This window comes from Gordonia sp. SMJS1, assembly GCF_029866425.1.
Classification (GTDB): Bacteria; Actinomycetota; Actinomycetes; order Mycobacteriales; family Mycobacteriaceae; genus Gordonia; species Gordonia hongkongensis.
In genome coordinates this window covers 4,740,460-4,756,647 of the sequence record NZ_CP123381.1, presented here as the reverse complement: position 1 = coordinate 4,756,647, position 16,188 = coordinate 4,740,460, and the positions used below count along the sequence as shown (strand labels likewise).

Genomic DNA, 16,188 nt, shown 5'->3' with positions numbered 1-16,188 from the left:
CCGAATGACAGACCGGGCCGCTCGGGGTTCGGCGGCTATGGTCGAGTCGTGTTGCAGGTAGCGAATCTGACGAAGGACTTCGGCGGTCAACGCGCGGTCGACGACCTCACCTTCGAGGTGGGGCCGGGACGGGTCACCGGTTTCCTGGGCCCCAACGGTGCGGGTAAGTCGACGACCATGCGGATGATGCTCGGACTCGACCGTTCGACATCGGGCACGGCGACGATCAACGGGCAGCGCTACCGGGACCTCGAGCATCCGCTGCGGCAGGTCGGTGCGCTGCTCGACGCCCGGTGGGTGCATCCCAATCGCAGTGCGCGGTCCCACTTGCGGTGGCTCGCGGCGAGCAACCGGATCCCGGCCGCCCGCGTCGACGAGGTGCTCGAGACGGTCGGGCTCACCTCGGTGGCCAAGAAGCGCGCCGGCGGCTTCTCGCTCGGTATGTCGCAGCGGCTCGGGCTGGCGGGTGCCCTGATCGGCGACCCGCACACACTGCTGTTCGACGAGCCGGTCAACGGCCTCGACCCGGAGGGCATCGTGTGGATCCGCGGGTTCATGCGCAAGCTCGCCGCGGAGGGGCGGACGGTGTTGGTGTCGAGCCATCTGCTCACCGAGATGTCGCTCACCGCAGACCATCTCGTCGTCATCGGGCGGGGCCGGCTGATCGCCGACTGTTCGGTGGCGGAGTTCACCGGGCGGGCACGGCAGTCGGTGCGGGTGCGCGGCCCGCAGCTCGAACAGTTGCATGCCGCGCTCGCGTCGGCGGGGCTGAATCCCGCGCCGGGTGACCCGGATGCCCACGGGCGCCCGGTGATGCGCGTGCCGGACACCACGACCGATCGGGTCGGCGACCTCGCCGCCGCCGCGGGCATCACCCTGCACGAACTCGCCGCCGAGTCGGCGTCACTGGAAGAGGTCTTCATGTCGATGACGGCGCACGCCGTCGACTACACCGCCGTCGACAACCGCGCCGTCCACGACCCCGACGCCCACAACCGGGCCGTCGGGAACCACGGGGGAGTGAACCGGTGATCGCCGCGATCAACGCCGAACGGATCAAACTCGCCAGCACCCGGTCGCCGTACTGGTGCCTCGGCGTCGTCGTGGTGCTGGGCCTGGGCTTCGCGGTGCTGCTCGGCGCCATCGCCGGCGGTTCCTACGGCAGTCCCGGTGAGACCGACACCCTGACCGACGACTTCCTGCTCGGCGTCAACCAGTTCGGGGTCGCGGTGCTCGCGATCATGGCGATCCTGGGCGTCACCACCGAATATCGCTTCGGCACGATCCGACCGACGTTCGCGGCGATCCCGCGTCGGCCACAGGTCCTCCTCGCGAAAGCGGTCGTGTTCGGCGGACTCTCGTTCGCGGTGGTGGCCATCGTGTCCGTCGTCGCGGTCGTGGCGGCGCAGGTGCTCGCCGGCGTCGGAGTCTCGCTGACCGGACCCGAGACCGTCCGGCATCTCTGGGGGACGCCGGTTTTCGCGATGCTGTGCGCGCTGATCGGCCTCGCGGTGGGTGCGTTGGTGCGGCATTCGGCCGGTGCGGTGGCGATCGTGCTCGTCTGGATGCTGGCCCTCGAGCGCATCGTGTCGGTGCTCCCGCGGGTGGGCGAGCACATCGTGTCGTTCCTGCCGTTCCTGAACGGGTGGAACTTCCTCGCCGGCGGGAGCGACACGTTCCACTGGAACGCCTACGGTTCGTTGGCCTACTTCGCGGGCTTCACGATCGTGTTGCTGGCGGCGGCAGTGGCCGTGACCAATGCCCGGGATGCGTAGTTCGCGGATTTTCTTCCGCCGATGTCAAATCCGGGATTGGCCGCGTGTCGACAGGGCCATCCGGTCGGACCACATTGGTGCTTCCGGGCGGCCCATTGTAGGGCCCAGCAGACTAAAATTCGCGGTTATGTCCACGAATTGGCCGCTCGTCGAGCGCGATCGGGAGTTCCGCACGATCCAGGCGGCCCTCAGGGGTGAGACGACCGGCTGTGGGGTGGTCCTGACCGGTGACTCGGGCGTGGGCAAGACGACCCTCGCCCGGCACGTCACCGCCGAGTTGCCGACCGGGGTGCGCTGGGTGGCGGGCACCGAGTCCGCGCGCTCGATCCCGCTCGGTGTGTTCGCGCATCTCGTCGGTCCGGCGACGTCGAGCGATCCGGTCACCTACCTTGCGGCGGCCCGTGAATCGCTCCTCGCCGACGGCGATGTCGTGATCGGGGTCGACGACGCCCACCTGCTCGACGAACTGTCGGCGACACTGCTGCATCAGCTCGCGATCGACCGTGCGGTGCACATCGTCGCGACGGTCCGCAGCGGCGAGACCGTCCCGGATGCGGTGACCTCGCTGTGGAAGGACAATCACCTCACGCGGATCACGTTGTCGCCGTTCACCAAAGAGCAGAGCGTCGACCTCATCGAGTCGGTGCTCGGCGGGCAGCTCGAGGAGCATTCGGCCGATCTCATGTGGGAGGCCTCCGGTGGGAACGCCCTGTTCCTACGGCATCTCGTCGACGGTGCGCGGCAGGCCGACACGCTGCGGCAGGTCAACGGCGTGTGGCAGCTACGCGGACGCGCCGCCATCACCTCGGAGCTCGCATCGCTGCTCGAGGGGCGGATCGAGCAACTCGACGCGCCGGTTCTCGGGGCCCTCAAATACCTCAGTCTGTGCGAACCCCTCGACATCGACGTCCTCGCCGAGCTCGCCGGCGAAGAAGCCGTCGAAGAGGCGGAGATCGCCGGGCTGGTGCGCATCACCCGCGACGGGCGGCGTCTCGACGTCGCCTTCCACCATCCGCTGTTCGGTGAGGTGATCCGGCGCCGCCTGGGTCTCGTGTCGTCGCGGCGGCTGCGCGGCCGGCTCGTCGAGGCGTTGCAGTCACGGCCCACGAACACCCCGGCCGAGCGGATTCGGCTCGCCGATCTCGCGATCGAGAGCGACGTGGAGATCGACCTCGCGCTGGTACGGACCGCCGCACGCGATGCCCTGAACCTCGCGCAGACGCCGCTCGGCGAACGATTCGCGCGGGCGGCGCTCGACGAGGGCGGTGGACTCGAGGAGGCCGAGTTGCTCGCGCGGGCGGTCATGTGGCAGGGGCATCCGGACGAGGCGCGGGACATCCTGTCCCGCTTCTCGCCCGACGATCTCGACGAGGGTCGACTCGTGCTGTGGGGCAATTCGATCATCGGCAACACGTTCTGGGCTCTGGGCGACGCTGATCGGGCCGACGAGATCCTGCGGTTGCTGACCGAGCGGGTCACCCACCCGGCACTCACGCCGATCGTCACCGGAATCGCCTCGGCGTGCGCCCTCTTCGAGAACCGGATCGACGAGGCGATCACGCTGTCCGACACCGTCCTCGCCGAATCCAGGGCGCTGCCGTGGGCGGTGGAGTGGGCGGTCTTCGGTGGCAGCCTCGCCCGTGCGGTCGCCGGTCGGGGAGCGGAGGTCGGGGCGCTGGCCGAACACTCGCGCGAGGTCGAGGTGGACGGATTGCTCCGGTTCCCCACCGGTTTCGGCGAGACCCTCGCGCTGACCCTCACCGGCCGACTCGACGACGCGGACGGTGCCGCGGGGCGTTTCGTGTCCGCCGCGCAGACCGCGCAGTACCTGGGCTGGGCGATGTCCGGAATACTCGTCGCCGCAGTCGAACTCGCCCGCGGATCGTGCGCCTCGGTGACCCGGCGGATGGAGCAGACCCTCGCCATCCTCGACAGTGGCCGGTTCTCCGAGTCGTGGAACTTCCCGGCCCACATCTTCCTGGTGCAGGCCCTGAGTGCGCTGGGACAGGCCGATCGTGCCGCGGCCGCGCTGGCCAAGGCGCGGAAACGTTCCGGCAAGCACGTGGCCGTCTTCGGGCCCATGCTCGCCATCGCGGCGGCCTGGCAGTCGGCGGCCGCCGGAACCGTCACGCCCGCCGTCGAACTCGCGCACTCCGCGGCCACATCCGCCCGTGCCGCCGGTCAGTTCGCGGTGGAGGCCGAGGCCCTGCACACCGCCGCCCGGTTCGGGGACGGCGGCGTCGCCGACCGGCTCACCGAACTGGCCGAGCGCGTCGACGGTCCGCTCTCGGATCTGTACGCGCGCCACGCCGCGGCCCTCCGCGACGGTGATGCGGTCGAACTCGATCTGTGCTCGACGGCGTTCGAGGACTCCGGGGTGTGCCTGTCCGCCGCGGACGCGGCCGCGCAGGCCAGTGTCCTGCACGACGCGGCGGGCAGACGGTCCGCGACCGTGGCGTCGGCCGCGGTGGCGAACCGACTCGCGTCGCAGTGCGGTGGCCTGCGGACGCCGGCGCTGATCTCGGCCGCGCAACCGTTGCCGTTGACGTCGCGCGAGCGGGAGATCGCCAACCTCGCTGCGGCGGGCCTGTCCAACAAGGACATCGCGCAGCGACTCACCGTCTCGGTCCGCACCGTCGAAGGTCATCTGTTCCGCGCCTACACCAAGCTGGATGTGGGTGACCGTGCCGAGCTTGCTGAGCTACTCCTCAAAGACCAGCGAAAGCCCGGCTGAAAACCACCCGTAGGAAACGGACAGTCGACGACAGCTCGCCGGTGCCGCTCGGACGGGTGGTTTCCGGTGCGGTCCTCGACGGCTCAGTCGCTCGGCCGGCTGAGGGCCGCGATCACCTCGTCGTCGTCCACCTGAGTGAAGTCGCCGTAGGACAGGCCGACGGCCCGGAACGGTTCCGGCGTCACGAGGACGATCACGTCGTCGGCGCCCCGATCCCGCAGTCGCTGAATCGAATCGGAGGGTGCCGTGGGTACCGCCACCACCACGTGGGTGGCGCCGGCGGCCCGGACGGAGTCGACCGCGACGGCCATGCTCGACCCGGTGGCGAGACCGTCGTCGACCAGGATGACCGTCCGGCCGCCGAGCTCGGTGCCGGGACGTCCGCCGCGGTAACGTCGTTCGCGGTCGTCGAGGATGCGCCGCTGTCGATCGGCGGCCTCGTCGAACTCGCTGCGGGACACTTCGAGTCGACGCGGTATGTCGTCGTTGACCACCAGGTGGTGCGCGGTGAGCGCGCCCATGGCGAACTCCTCGTGGCCGGGCGCCCCGATCTTGCGCACCACCAGCACGTCCATCGCGCACCTGCCTGTCGACGCCGCGATGGCGTCGGCGACCTCGCGGGCGACCGGAACCCCGCCGCGCGCGAGTCCCAGGACAACAGGTTCTGTTGTACCGGCCTCCGGAATGCCGACGCCGTACCGGACTTCGACGACCCGCGCACCCAGCAACCGACCCGCCTCGCGGCGGTCGGCGAAGATGCGGGCGCGCATGGGCAGGCTCAGACCTGCACTGCGGGACCGACCTTCAGTGCGAAGCTCGGCACGTCGGCGAGCCCGACGGTGGCCTCGTACGTGCGGTCATAACCGGTACTGCTGATCCGCCATCCGTCTGCGGTGCGGCGGTAGGTGTCGTCGTAGAACGCCGCCCCGATGAGCATGAAGGAGAACTCGGCGACGATGACCCGGTCGTGCAGGTACCAGCGTCCGCGTGCGGTGTCCCCGTCGATCTCGATCTCCGGGTGTGCGACACGATGTTCGGTGATGACTGCGGGACCGACGTTCTCGCGCATGTATCCGACCAGCTCGTTCCGATTCGAGAAGGCCAGACTCTCACCGTAGTTACCGGTGACGTCCTCGGTGAGCGTCGACTCGAACGCCGTCCAGTCCTTGGTGTCGAGAGATCGCAGGTAGCGATACTTGAGGCTCTCGATCGCCCGCAGGTCCTCGAAGCCGCCGGCGGGCGCGCTCACTTCGTCCTCGTTCCCGGCAGGATTCCGGCATCGATGACGGCTTTCACGACCGGTCTCGTCCGAGTGAGGAGGTCGTCGGTGCCGGCCCAGATGGCTTCTCCGACAGCATCGGTGGTGGCCTCGATGTCGTCGTAGGTCGCCGCGCCGGAAGCGGTGAGACGGTGCCCGTCCTCAACGCGCTCGGCCAGCCCGGCGTCGACCAGGCGATCGACGCTGTCCTGCCAGTCCTGTTCGGACCAGCCGCGGGTCATCAGCACGATGCGCTTGCCCAGGGTGCGACGACGAACCGTGGGGTCGGGAAGCTGCGACTCGTGGAAGACGGCCGCGTCGAAGCCGTTCAGACCGTTGAGGGCGAGAGCGGCGATGTGGTTGTCGCCGCGCCACTCTCGGAGAATCGCGATGGCGTGCCACAGACGTAGGCGCGCGGTGTCCGGTCGCGGGGCCGTCGACCACGCGGCAGCGAGCGGGCGTCCGCCGAGCGGGAGCCGGGCCGCCAGATCGTAATAGGCGGAGGCGAGTTCGTCGAGGAGGGAGTCGTCGATGGAGTCGCCCAGGATCTCTCGCAGCGAGTCGTCGAGCATCTGGTTGCGTCGTTCGTGGACCCGGTCGAGCCCGGCGTCGACGGCGGCCGTCCAGCCCTTGGCGATGAGTTCGTGGTTGAAGTTGTAGAAGGCGGAGGCGACGACCGAGGACGCGCACGGACCGAACGGCGCTCCGCGCGCACCGACGTAGAAGGCGTAGGGATCGAGCCCGGTGTCCGCCTGCGCGCCTTTCAGTCCCGGGTTGAAGTAGGCCAGAATGTGGAAGGGTTCGAGGGTTTCGTAGGCGAGCCGGGCAGCGGAGCCCGTGCTGGTCGATGTCATCAACCCACCCTCTCCATCAGCGGGGCGGGTGTCAACCACCTGCGATGACGAGAGTGGGAGCGTCAGGTGCGCCGGGAGTCCCGGCTGTCGAAGACGGGGTCGTCGGTGGTCCACAGATCGCCATCAGCGATGTCGGGATCGGCGTCTGCCGCGGACGCTTCGTGCTCCTCGTCGGAGGCGGGTTCTTCGCGGCCACGGCGCCACCCGCCCTTCATGGGCGGCGCCTCGCCGAGGTGGTCCGGGTCGACCGAGCCGTACCAGGCGACCAGTACGGCACCGACGACGGCGCCGACGAAACCGAGGATGGCCAGCCAGCCGAGTCCGGGTTTGGCCGTGTCGTCGAGGAAGACGACCCCGACCAGGCTCGGGCCGGCCGTCTCGCCGACCACGAGCACCGCGGTCACCCCGTTCACGGCGCCGAGCTGCAGGGCGACGGTCTGGACGTAGAAGCCCACCGCGCCCGCGGCGGCGATGGTCCAGGCGGCCGGATCGGTCAGCAGCGCCACGGGATCGAACGGCTGGACTCCGTCGAGGATGCGCACGGCGATGGCGATGATGCCGAACAGCAGACCCGCCGATGCGCCGCCGACGATGGCGCCCGCCGGACCGAGGTTGTAGACGCCCACCAGAGCAAGAGCGCAGAGGGCGAGCGTCGCGACGAACAGACCCCAGTGGAATCCGACCTCTTCCCCGCCGCCGGTGTGATGGGACGAGGCAACGCCGAGGAGGCAGAGCGACATCACGACGAGCCAGATGGCGACCCATTCGCGCGTGTGCAGGGCGATGTTGAGGATGATCGTGCCGAGCAGGGCGGTGATGACCAGGTTGGCCGACACGATGGTCTGCGAGAGGAACAGCGGTAGGAACCGGGCAGCGAGGGCGCCACCCGCGAAGCCGAGCACGACCAGCGTCGTGCCGAGGATGAAGGCCGGATCGACCAGCGTCGACATCGTGGACGAGAGGGTCGGTGCGCCGTTCTCGGTGGTGATGCCCTCACCCTCGTCGGCAGCGGCTTCGGCCACGCGGCGGGCGCCGAGCGCGCGCAGGACCGTGGACATCCCATAGGCGACTGCGGCGAGGCACGCGGCGATGACGCCGATGACGAACAGCTGCATGCCTCCTCCAACTCGGCCCGGATGAGCCTCGACAGGCTCGGACCGACGACCACCCCGACTGCGTACGCACGCGATCGGCTCGGGCCGCACCAGCGCTGCTCCGCAACTGCTGTTCCGCAACCGGAAGCGAAGCACACGGACCGGCCGATCGTGCAAAAAACTAACAGGGTGAACCGACAGGACGGTACTGAATATTCCCGACCTGACCGCATTTTTTTCGCAGGCCGTCCGGCTTCCGTGCTCAGGGCCCGTCGGCACTACACTCGCTCGGTGAACAGCGCCGGACAAACCCATGTACTGATCACATTCGGCAGATCGTTCCTCACCCTGGAACTCGCGCGGCTCATGGCCGCGGCGGGTCACCGGGTGAGCATCGTCGACTCCATCCCGGTCGGGATCGGCCGATTCTCCAACGCGGTGAGCGACTTTCACCGCGTGCCCCCGCCGAAGTTCGAGCCGCTCGCATACTGTCTCGCCCTCGCCCGGATCGTGGCCGACAACGACGTCGACATGGTGATCCCGGTGCACGAGGAGACCGACATCATCGCGATGCTCGCCGAGGTGTTCCCGCCCGAATGTCGGCTGTTCCTCTCCGATTTCACCACCGAGAACCGCCTGCACAACAAGTACGACTTCCAGGAGCTGCTCGTCGAACTCGGAATCCCGACGCGCAAGTTCGCGCGGGTGTCCGGACCCGAGGACGTCGGATCGCTCGATTTCACCACGCCGTTCGCGCTCAAACACTGCTATTCGCGGGGCTCGCAGAAGGTTCACAAGGTGACTCCCGACGATCCGCTCACCTGGCTCGAACACGATGGGCAGAACCCGTGGATCGCACAGGAGTGGGCGTCGGGGAACAACTTCTGCACGTATTCGGTCTGCCATGAGGGCCGCGTCTACGCCCACGCCACCTATCCGGTCGACTACGCCATCGACGGCAGTTCGTGCCTCAACTTCCGGTCCGTGGACCATCCGCGGATCGCCGGGTGGGTCAGCGATTTCGTTCGCCGGGTGAACTTCACCGGCCAGATCGGCTTCGACTTCATCGAAGACCGGAACGGTGGCGGCGACCTGTTCTGCATCGAGTGCAATCCGCGCGCCACAAGCGGGATCATGATGTTCACGCCCGAAGACGGGGTCGATCGCGCGTTCCTCGGGACCTGGGATCCCGACCACGGACCGATCACGCCCGGGTCGGGCGTGGACAAGATGATCGGGCTGGGCATGCTGCTCTACGGGTGGCGTCCGTCGTCGCGCAAGGACCGGACCCTGCGCGACTTCGTCCGCGACTTCCGCGGCGCGTCCGATGTCGTCAGCAGTCCGGGCGACCAGAAGCCCGCGCTGATGCTCCCGTTCGCCTATGCCGGGATCCTGCGTAGTTGCCTCAAGTACCGGGTCGGGCTGGCGGAGGGTTTCATGCACGACCACGAGTGGGACGGCCTCCGCATCAGCCTGTGACACCCGTCGCGGATTCGGCCCGTCGGGATGGGGACGACGCCGACGCCGGGGCGTAGAATCTCGAGTCACCATCACCTGCGTGTTGACCCCATCCGCAGGGTTGTCCGGGGGGGACTCGAGCTCGAGGGGAGCTGCTCATGAACATGTCCGGGATCATGCGTCGTACGTCTGTCGGGGTGGCCGCTGTCGGTGCCGCCTGCGCGATCGGACTGGCCACCGCGCCGGCCGCTTCCGCCGCGCCGGTGCAGCCGGTGCAGGCCGTCGGTTCGGTGGCGATCTGCTTCGGCATCCCCATCGGGCCGGTGACCATCAGCGTCTGCCTCTGATCTGATCCGAGCCGTATGACGCTGTGCCCGGAAACCGGGCACGACGTCATACGGATTCCTCGTACCCCACCAGAAGTCGACGCCGGCGTGACCATTTCGTGCCGGAGCGTCCCGATCCGCGGCCCGATGGCGCTCGCGCACGTACGATTCCCCGATGACGTCGACAACGGCCGAGGTCGAGGCGGGGACGGCTCCGAAGCGGGCGAAGGCGATCCTGGTCGCGCTGATCCTGGTCGCCGGGGTGGCCAACATCAATCTCGCGGTGGCGAATGTCGCGCTACCCGACATCGGCAAGGCGCTCGACGCGAGTTCGACGCAGTTGAACCTGGTCGCGGTCGGCTACTCGCTGGGCCTGGCGGCGTCGGTGCTCTACTTCGGCGCGCTGGGAGATCGGCACGGGCGCAAGCGGATGCTGGTCATCGGCATGTGCCTGTCGATCCCGGCGTCGCTCGTCGCCGGATTCGCGCCCAACGTCGAGGTCCTGTTCGGTGCTCGTCTGGTGGGCGGCATCGCCGCGGGCCTGGCCTTCCCGACCACCCTCGCGGTGATCACCGCACTGTGGTCGGGGCCGAAACGGGTCCGGGCAATCGCCGCGTGGTCGGCGTTCGGCGGTGCGATCTCGGCGCTGGGACCGGTCCTGTCCGGGGCGCTCCTCGAGATCCTGGCCTGGCACTCGGTGTTTCTGGTGACCCTGCCGCTCGCCGTCGTCGCGTTGATCGCGGCGTGGCGGTTGGTGCCCGATGATAACGGCGACCAGGCGGCGGTCGTCGACAACCTGGGCGGCGTCGTGTCCATCGTGATGGTGGGCTCGCTGGTGCTGGCGATCAACTTCGCCCCGAACTCCGATCAGCGACTGCAGGTCTACATCCTGGCCGCGATCGCGCTGCTGGCAGGGGCGGGTTTCGTCTGGCGGCAGCTGCGCGTGCGGGTTCCGCTCTTCGACCTGCGGATCGCAGCCCGACGCACCTTCTGGGTCGCGGCGGTGGGCGGGCTCATCGTGTTCGGCACGCTCATGGGCGCGATGTTCATCGGCCAGCAGTACATGCAGAACGTGCTCGGCTACTCGACGCTGGCGGCCGGCGCCACGATCCTGCCAGCCGCGGCCGCCATGATCGTCGTGGCCCCGCGCTCGGCCAAACTCGTGCAGAGCATGGGTTCGCGGTTCACGCTGCTGTCCGGTTACGCCTTCATCGTCGTCGGCCTGGTGCTCGCGATGCTCACCTGGGATGAGGACGCCCACTTCTGGCATGTCGGTCTGGTCTACGTCCTCGTCGGGGTGGGCGTCGGTCTCGCCGGCACCCCGGCGTCGCAGTCGCTGACCGGTTCGGTGCCGGTGCAGCGCGCGGGAATGGCGTCGAGCATGTCCGATCTGCAACGCGACCTCGGTGGCGCGATCCTGCAGTCCACCCTCGGCGCGATCCTCACCGCGGGTTACGCGAAGCAGTTGCAGGACACCATCTCCGGTTCGCCGCAGGCCGATCAGGTCACCGAACAGACCGAAGCCGCGCTGACGAAGTCGTTCTCGAGTGCCGAGGTCCTGGCCGAACGCTATCCGCAGTACGCCGATCAGATCATCGCCGCGGCCCGCGACGCGTTCGTACAGGGCGACAGGAACGCCTACGGCGCGGCGGCCGCCATCGTGGTGGTGGGTGCGGCGGTGGTGTTCTTCTTCTACCCCAGACACGAGGCGGAGCGAACGGCGATGGCGGAGTACGCGGAACAGCGCAGCCTCTGAGTCGCCGACTCAGCCGGCACTTACTCGACCAGCACTGGCCGACGGCGGCGAGTCGAACGCCGCCAACAACATTCGTGCCGCCATCGCGATGAGCGAGGTCCGGTCGGCGTCGCGGGGTCGTTGCAGGGCGATGCGCAGGCACAGGCTCGCGGTCGCACCCATGGTGAGGAACACCAGTTCGTCGATCGCCCGATCGTCGAGGTCGGGCCTCATCCGCGACGGCAGGATCCGCGCCAGCGGGAGGAGCGGTCCCTCGACCTCGGCCCAGGCCTCGCCGAAGCCGTGTTCGCCGATCTCGAGCGAGGCGCGCAGGACCGGCTCATGTGACTCGAACGACGACACGAGGGTCTCGACCACCGTGACCATCGCGGTCTCCGGTTGCTGATCCATCGCCCGGCCGATCCCGCTCGCGAGGGTGGCGGTGATGTCGTAAACGGCGGCGAGGCGCAGTTCTTCCACGATCGCGTCCATGTCGGCGAAGTAGCGGTACACCGTCCCGATGCTGACGTGCGCGTGGTCGGCGAGTTCGGCAGTGGTGGGCCGTCGGCCGGGACGACGCTCCAGGAGTGTGAGCGCCGACGTGAGGAGGCGCTGCCTCATCTCACGACTGCGCTGCTGCTTGGGTGCCTTGCGCCGTTGCGATGCGGTGGTTTTGGAAGTCGTCGACGATGCCATCAAAAGTGAATAGTAAGTGAGGATTGCTCGTGTTCTCATGGATCCATGGAACGGAGCGCACCCGCCGACCTCGTGAACACCGACCTCGCCGTGCAGCGGTTCGGGACGGCCGGCGTGACTGGCTCGATCAGATGTGGATCGCCGACCCGCTCGCCGACGCCGTGGCCGCCGACCGGCAACCCGGCGGCCCGACCACGACAGTGCTGCGGGCGGCGCTGAAGAACGGCATCGACTCGGTCGACGACGCGACCGACTCGTTGCGCGCGCTGTTCGGGTTCCTCGATGACGAGCCCGACTGGGTCGATCATGATCGGATGAATCGCGCGGCCGACGCGCTGGTCGTCAACACCGCACCGCTGGGCATCGTGCTCGGCGCGGCATCGCTGGTCCGCGGGGCGGGAAACACGATCGCGGGCAAGCCACTCGCGGTCACCGGGCGTTACGTGTCCCAGCCGGCGGTGCGGTCGGTGGAGGTCGGTGAGTGGCTGGGGCAGGTACTGACGCCCGGCGGGATGCGCCGCGGCGGAGACGGTTTCGCGTATACGGTGCGGGTCCGGATGATCCACGCGCATGTCCGTTCCATGCTGCTCACGCGCGGAGACTGGGACGAGACCGCGTGGGGGGTGCCGATCCCGCAGCCGTACATGGCGTTCACCATCGCCGAGTTCGGGCACATCGCGATCGACGCGATGCACAAGTTGGGGGTGCGGTTCACCGACCGCGAGCTCGACGACATCTATCACCTGTGGCGGTACGTGGGGCATGTGGTCGGGATGAGCCCCGAGCTCAACCCGGTCTGCGAGGCCGACCACGTCCGGATCGAAGAGCTCTATCGGCTGACCTCGCCGGGGCCGGGTCCCGACGACCGGGATTTCGTGGTCGCGTTGACCGACGACTATCTGGTGCCCGAACTGGCCGCGGTGTTCCCGGGGCCGCAGGCCCTGCGACGCCGGCTGGCCACGAAGACCATGCACGGACTGCAGCGGGTGTTCATCGGTGACGCCGACGCCGACGCGCTCGGAATCCCCGACGGCCGGTTCAAACATCTGCTGAGACGGGTCGGACCGGTTCTCGCGGTGGCGGATTCGGCGCAGCGGGTCGGTGGCGCCCGGCGGGCACGAGCACGCGTCGAGAAATCCTACCGCGCACGGGATGTCGCCATGGCGCGGATGCGGGAGGACTACCGCGTCACCCACGACCTCGTCGACGCGGCGCCCGGCCCGCAGGCCGCCGCTCAGCCGTCGAATCGGCTCGCGGCCGTGACGTCCTCGGTCAAGCAGTAACTGACCGACAGCGGCTGTGTGAAGGCCCATTTCGTCTCGTCCTCGGTGCAGGTGAGGGAGTCCGCACCGCGGCTGACGGTCTTGGCGAGGATGGTGCTCTCCGCGGGGGAGGCGTCGCACTCGACCTCGCGGTAGTCGGCGAGCTTGCCGCCGCCGATCGGGATCTGGTAGCAGGTGTCGACGGCGAAGTTGGGTGTGAGGCAGAGCTTCTGGTCGCCTTCGCCGAAGGTGAGCGCGGAGGTGTTGGGGGTGCCGCATTCCGCCGACGTGTTGACCTTCTCGGCCGCGTAGAAAGTGAGCCCCTCGGTTCCTTCGCACTCGGCCTTGGTCGCCTCGACCTTGCCCTCGCCGGCTTCGGCACCGATCTGTAGGCACTCGCCCACGTCGATGTCGGAGGCCTCTTCGATCGACTGCGTGCCGACGCTGACGCTGCAGGCCGCCAGCGCGGCGAAGCCCACGCAGGCCGCGATGACCGTGGCACGCCGGCCCAGCTGCCAGAGAGGCCTGTCCACGGACGGCACGTCGCCGCCGGACTCGGCAATCCGATCGTCGGAGGGGTGCGAATAGCTGGCGGTGCTGCGCGACATCGTCGTTCCTATCGTCTGGAGTGGGCGGGTGCCCGGTCTCGGCGGCTCATCGTGGTGATCGGGTGATGAACGACAGGATGTCGCCGGGCGCTTGGTGCGAACTTGGGGTCGACTTGTCCGGCCCTTGAGAGGGCCGTCCAAGTCGGGAGCGTGTAGCGGCGAGAGGAGAGCCGATGTCAGGTCCGTCCGGCGATGTCGTCCGCGTGGTGCTGCCGCATCAGTTGTTCGAGTCGCACCTCGACGCGGACCCCGGCACCCGCTTCGTCCTCGTCGAACACGATCTGATGTTCCGGCAGTACCGGTTCCACGTGCAGAAACTCGTCCTGCACCGGGCGAGTATGCGCAGGTTCGCAGACCGGCTGCGGGACCGGGGTTTCGAGGTCGACGTGCTCGAGACCGACGCGGAGGAGTCCAGTCACGACCAGCTCGTGGAGTACTTGTCCCGACGGCCCCCGGCGTCGGTTCACCTGTACGACGTCGTCGACGACTGGCTGACGGGCGACCTGCTGGCGGCCTTCCAGCACGCCGGGTGTCCACTCGCGGCCGACGACGTCGCCGATAGTCCGAACTTCCTCACCACCCGTTCGCAGATTTACGAGTTCTTCGCCGGCAAGCGGCCGCGGATGCAGCAGTTCTACACCTGGCAGCGACGACGGCTCGGCATCCTCGTCGACGACGACGGCAAACCGGCGGGCGGTCGGTGGAGCTTCGACACCGAGAACCGGAAGAAACTGCCGAAGAACCGTGAGGTCCCGCAACCGACACCACCGGCGCGACATCCCGAGGTCGACGCCGCGATCGCCTGGGTGGCCGACGAGTTCCCCGACAACCCGGGCGGCGCCGACGGTTTCGCCTGGCCCACCGCCCACGACGAGGCGCGGGCCATGCTCGAGCAGTTCCTGGCCGACCGGTTCGCGGAGTTCGGACCCTACGAGGATGCGATCAGCACCGAGCACCCGTTCGTCTTCCATTCGTTGCTGACGCCCGCACTCAACACCGGGCTCCTGAGCCCGCGAACGGTGCTGAGAAGGGCGCTGGAGGCCGGTGGACGTAACCGTGTCCCGCTGGCCAGCGTCGAAGGGTTCGTGCGGCAGCTGATCGGCTGGCGCGAATACATGCGGGCGTCGTACGAGACCCGCGGGCGTGCCCTCCGGAGCCGGAATCACCTGGGCCACGATCGGAAGCTGTCCGACGGGTGGTGGACCGCCGAGACCGGACTCGAGCCGGTCGATCTCGTCATCCGGCGGGTTCTCGCCAACGGGTATGCCCACCACATCGAGAGACTGATGGTCCTGGGCAACGCGATGTGCCTGCTCCGCATCGACCCGGAGCAGATCTACGAGTGGTTCATGGAGATGTTCGTCGACGCCTACGACTGGGTGATGGTCCCCAACGTGTACGCGATGAGTCAGTTCGCGGCCGGTGAGGCGATCACCACCAAGCCCTACGTCTCGGGCAGCAACTATCTGAAGAAGATGTCGGACATACCGCCCGGCGACTGGGCCGCGGACTGGGACGGGCTGTACTGGACGTTCGTTCGCGACCACCGGGACGTCTTCGAGGCCAATGCGCGGTCGAACTTCCTCGCCCGGGCCTACGACCGGTTGCCCGCGGCGACGAAGGCGGGCCACAGCCGGCGTGCCGGCCGCTGGCTGGGGTGACCGCCCCGGTCCTGAGCGCTTCCGTGTCGACCGCCGGTCACGGGTTCAGCGCTGCCCGAGCGATTCGTCGAGAGCGCGCAGCTGGTCCGCGCGGACGTCGCGGAGCACGGCGAGGGTCGCGGTGATCGCGAGGTCGCAGGCCTCGTCGACGCCGGCGCCGTCGACGATCAGCGCGCGGTGGGCGACGTCGAGGCTCATCCCCAGCAGGAGCGACGCGAGGGTGTCGGCACTGGCCGCGATCCGCGCGCCGCGTTCGGCGTAGTTCTGGCGTAGGCGTGCGGCGATACGGGGTTCGAGCGCGGCGTACAACCGGCGGTCACTGCCACCCTCCCGGTGGCCGATGAGGACACGCAGACCTGCCGGGTGGCGTCGGGCGTAGTCGAACAGGGCCTGCACCGAGTAGCGGGCGCGGGCACCGTACGGCATGTCCTCACTCGCGTCGTACACCTCGAACATGAACGAGGTGAACGTGTCGAGCTCGCGGGTCATCACCCGGTTGACCAGCTCGTCGCGGGACCCGAAGTGTGCGTAGAGGGTGACCCGGGTGGTGCCGCCGCGTTCGGCGATGGCGGTCATCGTGGTGCGCTCGGCACCGACCTCGGCGATGACCGCGCATGCGGCGTCGAGCAACTCGTCGTCGGTGGGCCGGTTGCGCGTGTTGCGGGCCGCTCGTGCGACGCCGGCATCCGTCCGCCCCGGATCGTCTGCGTCCCCGATGGCCACGTCG

General features: G+C 68.7%; 14 protein-coding genes and 1 pseudogene. 8 read left to right on the top strand and 7 right to left on the bottom strand.

Annotated features, from left to right (window positions below; all coding sequences use genetic code 11):
* The first annotated feature begins 48 nt into the window (after window positions 1-48).
* The 3 genes from QAD21_RS21570 (at window position 49) to QAD21_RS21560 (ending at window position 4,509) form a co-directional block, all read left to right on the top strand.
* Complete coding sequence (locus QAD21_RS21570; RefSeq protein WP_280360241.1) at window positions 49-1,032, top strand: ABC transporter ATP-binding protein; 984 nt, start codon at window positions 49-51, stop codon at window positions 1,030-1,032.
* Window positions 1,029-1,775 carry an ABC transporter permease gene (locus tag QAD21_RS21565; RefSeq protein ID WP_068970954.1) on the top strand — a complete coding sequence of 249 codons (747 nt, stop codon included), beginning with the start codon at window positions 1,029-1,031 and terminating at the stop codon, window positions 1,773-1,775. The genes QAD21_RS21570 and QAD21_RS21565 overlap by 4 nt, the downstream gene beginning before the upstream one ends.
* Before the next feature lie 127 nt (window positions 1,776-1,902).
* Window positions 1,903-4,509 carry a LuxR family transcriptional regulator gene (locus tag QAD21_RS21560; protein ID WP_211539771.1) on the top strand — a complete coding sequence of 869 codons (2,607 nt, stop codon included), beginning with the start codon at window positions 1,903-1,905 and terminating at the stop codon, window positions 4,507-4,509.
* An 83-nt stretch (window positions 4,510-4,592) separates the two neighbouring features.
* Here the strand turns inward: QAD21_RS21560 and QAD21_RS21555 are convergent, their stop codons facing one another.
* The 4 genes from QAD21_RS21555 to QAD21_RS21540 form a co-directional block, all read right to left on the bottom strand.
* A complete protein-coding gene (locus QAD21_RS21555; protein ID WP_280360240.1) occupies window positions 4,593-5,279 on the bottom strand; it encodes a phosphoribosyltransferase family protein in 687 nt (228 codons plus the stop codon).
* Between the two features lie 8 nt (window positions 5,280-5,287).
* Window positions 5,288-5,758: a nuclear transport factor 2 family protein gene (locus tag QAD21_RS21550; protein WP_058249611.1), complete on the bottom strand. Its 471-nt coding sequence runs from the start codon at window positions 5,756-5,758 to the stop codon at window positions 5,288-5,290.
* Window positions 5,755-6,621 (bottom strand): hypothetical protein, encoded by an 867-nt coding sequence (locus QAD21_RS21545; protein WP_068970951.1) that lies wholly within the window; start codon window positions 6,619-6,621, stop codon window positions 5,755-5,757. Before QAD21_RS21545 ends, QAD21_RS21550 begins: the two co-directional genes overlap by 4 nt.
* A gap of 62 nt (window positions 6,622-6,683) precedes the next feature.
* Window positions 6,684-7,736 carry an EamA/RhaT family transporter gene (locus tag QAD21_RS21540; protein ID WP_165629482.1) on the bottom strand — a complete coding sequence of 351 codons (1,053 nt, stop codon included), beginning with the start codon at window positions 7,734-7,736 and terminating at the stop codon, window positions 6,684-6,686.
* Between the two features lie 270 nt (window positions 7,737-8,006).
* Here QAD21_RS21540 and QAD21_RS21535 point away from each other — a divergent pair, with 270 nt between their 5' ends.
* The 3 genes from QAD21_RS21535 (at window position 8,007) to QAD21_RS21525 (ending at window position 11,255) form a co-directional block, all read left to right on the top strand.
* A complete protein-coding gene (locus QAD21_RS21535; RefSeq protein ID WP_280360239.1) occupies window positions 8,007-9,194 on the top strand; it encodes a carboxylate--amine ligase in 1,188 nt (395 codons plus the stop codon).
* A gap of 137 nt (window positions 9,195-9,331) precedes the next feature.
* The gene (locus tag QAD21_RS21530) at window positions 9,332-9,520 is read left to right on the top strand and encodes a hypothetical protein (protein WP_165629484.1); all 189 of its coding nucleotides are present in this window, start codon (window positions 9,332-9,334) and stop codon (window positions 9,518-9,520) included.
* Between the two features lie 154 nt (window positions 9,521-9,674).
* Window positions 9,675-11,255 carry an MFS transporter gene (locus tag QAD21_RS21525; RefSeq protein ID WP_211539774.1) on the top strand — a complete coding sequence of 527 codons (1,581 nt, stop codon included), beginning with the start codon at window positions 9,675-9,677 and terminating at the stop codon, window positions 11,253-11,255.
* A 9-nt stretch (window positions 11,256-11,264) separates the two neighbouring features.
* On the opposite strand, the gene QAD21_RS21520 is transcribed toward QAD21_RS21525, so the two are convergent.
* Complete coding sequence (locus tag QAD21_RS21520) at window positions 11,265-11,855, bottom strand: TetR/AcrR family transcriptional regulator (RefSeq protein ID WP_280360238.1); 591 nt, start codon at window positions 11,853-11,855, stop codon at window positions 11,265-11,267.
* Between the two features lie 120 nt (window positions 11,856-11,975).
* Between QAD21_RS21520 and QAD21_RS21515 the strand changes: the two are divergent.
* A pseudogene (locus QAD21_RS21515) lies at window positions 11,976-13,213 on the top strand (oxygenase MpaB family protein).
* Here QAD21_RS21515 and QAD21_RS21510 read toward each other — a convergent pair.
* Entirely contained in the window at window positions 13,165-13,800 is a 636-nt protein-coding gene (locus QAD21_RS21510) for a pyridine nucleotide-disulfide oxidoreductase (protein WP_280360237.1), read from the bottom strand. The pseudogene QAD21_RS21515 and the gene QAD21_RS21510 overlap by 49 nt on opposite strands.
* Before the next feature lie 173 nt (window positions 13,801-13,973).
* Here QAD21_RS21510 and QAD21_RS21505 point away from each other — a divergent pair, with 173 nt between their 5' ends.
* Window positions 13,974-15,461 carry a cryptochrome/photolyase family protein gene (locus tag QAD21_RS21505; protein WP_280360236.1) on the top strand — a complete coding sequence of 496 codons (1,488 nt, stop codon included), beginning with the start codon at window positions 13,974-13,976 and terminating at the stop codon, window positions 15,459-15,461.
* Window positions 15,462-15,506: 45 nt separating this feature from the next.
* On the opposite strand, the gene QAD21_RS21500 is transcribed toward QAD21_RS21505, so the two are convergent.
* The gene (locus tag QAD21_RS21500; protein WP_280360235.1) at window positions 15,507-16,184 is read right to left on the bottom strand and encodes a helix-turn-helix domain-containing protein; all 678 of its coding nucleotides are present in this window, start codon (window positions 16,182-16,184) and stop codon (window positions 15,507-15,509) included.
* Window positions 16,185-16,188: the final 4 nt, after the last annotated feature.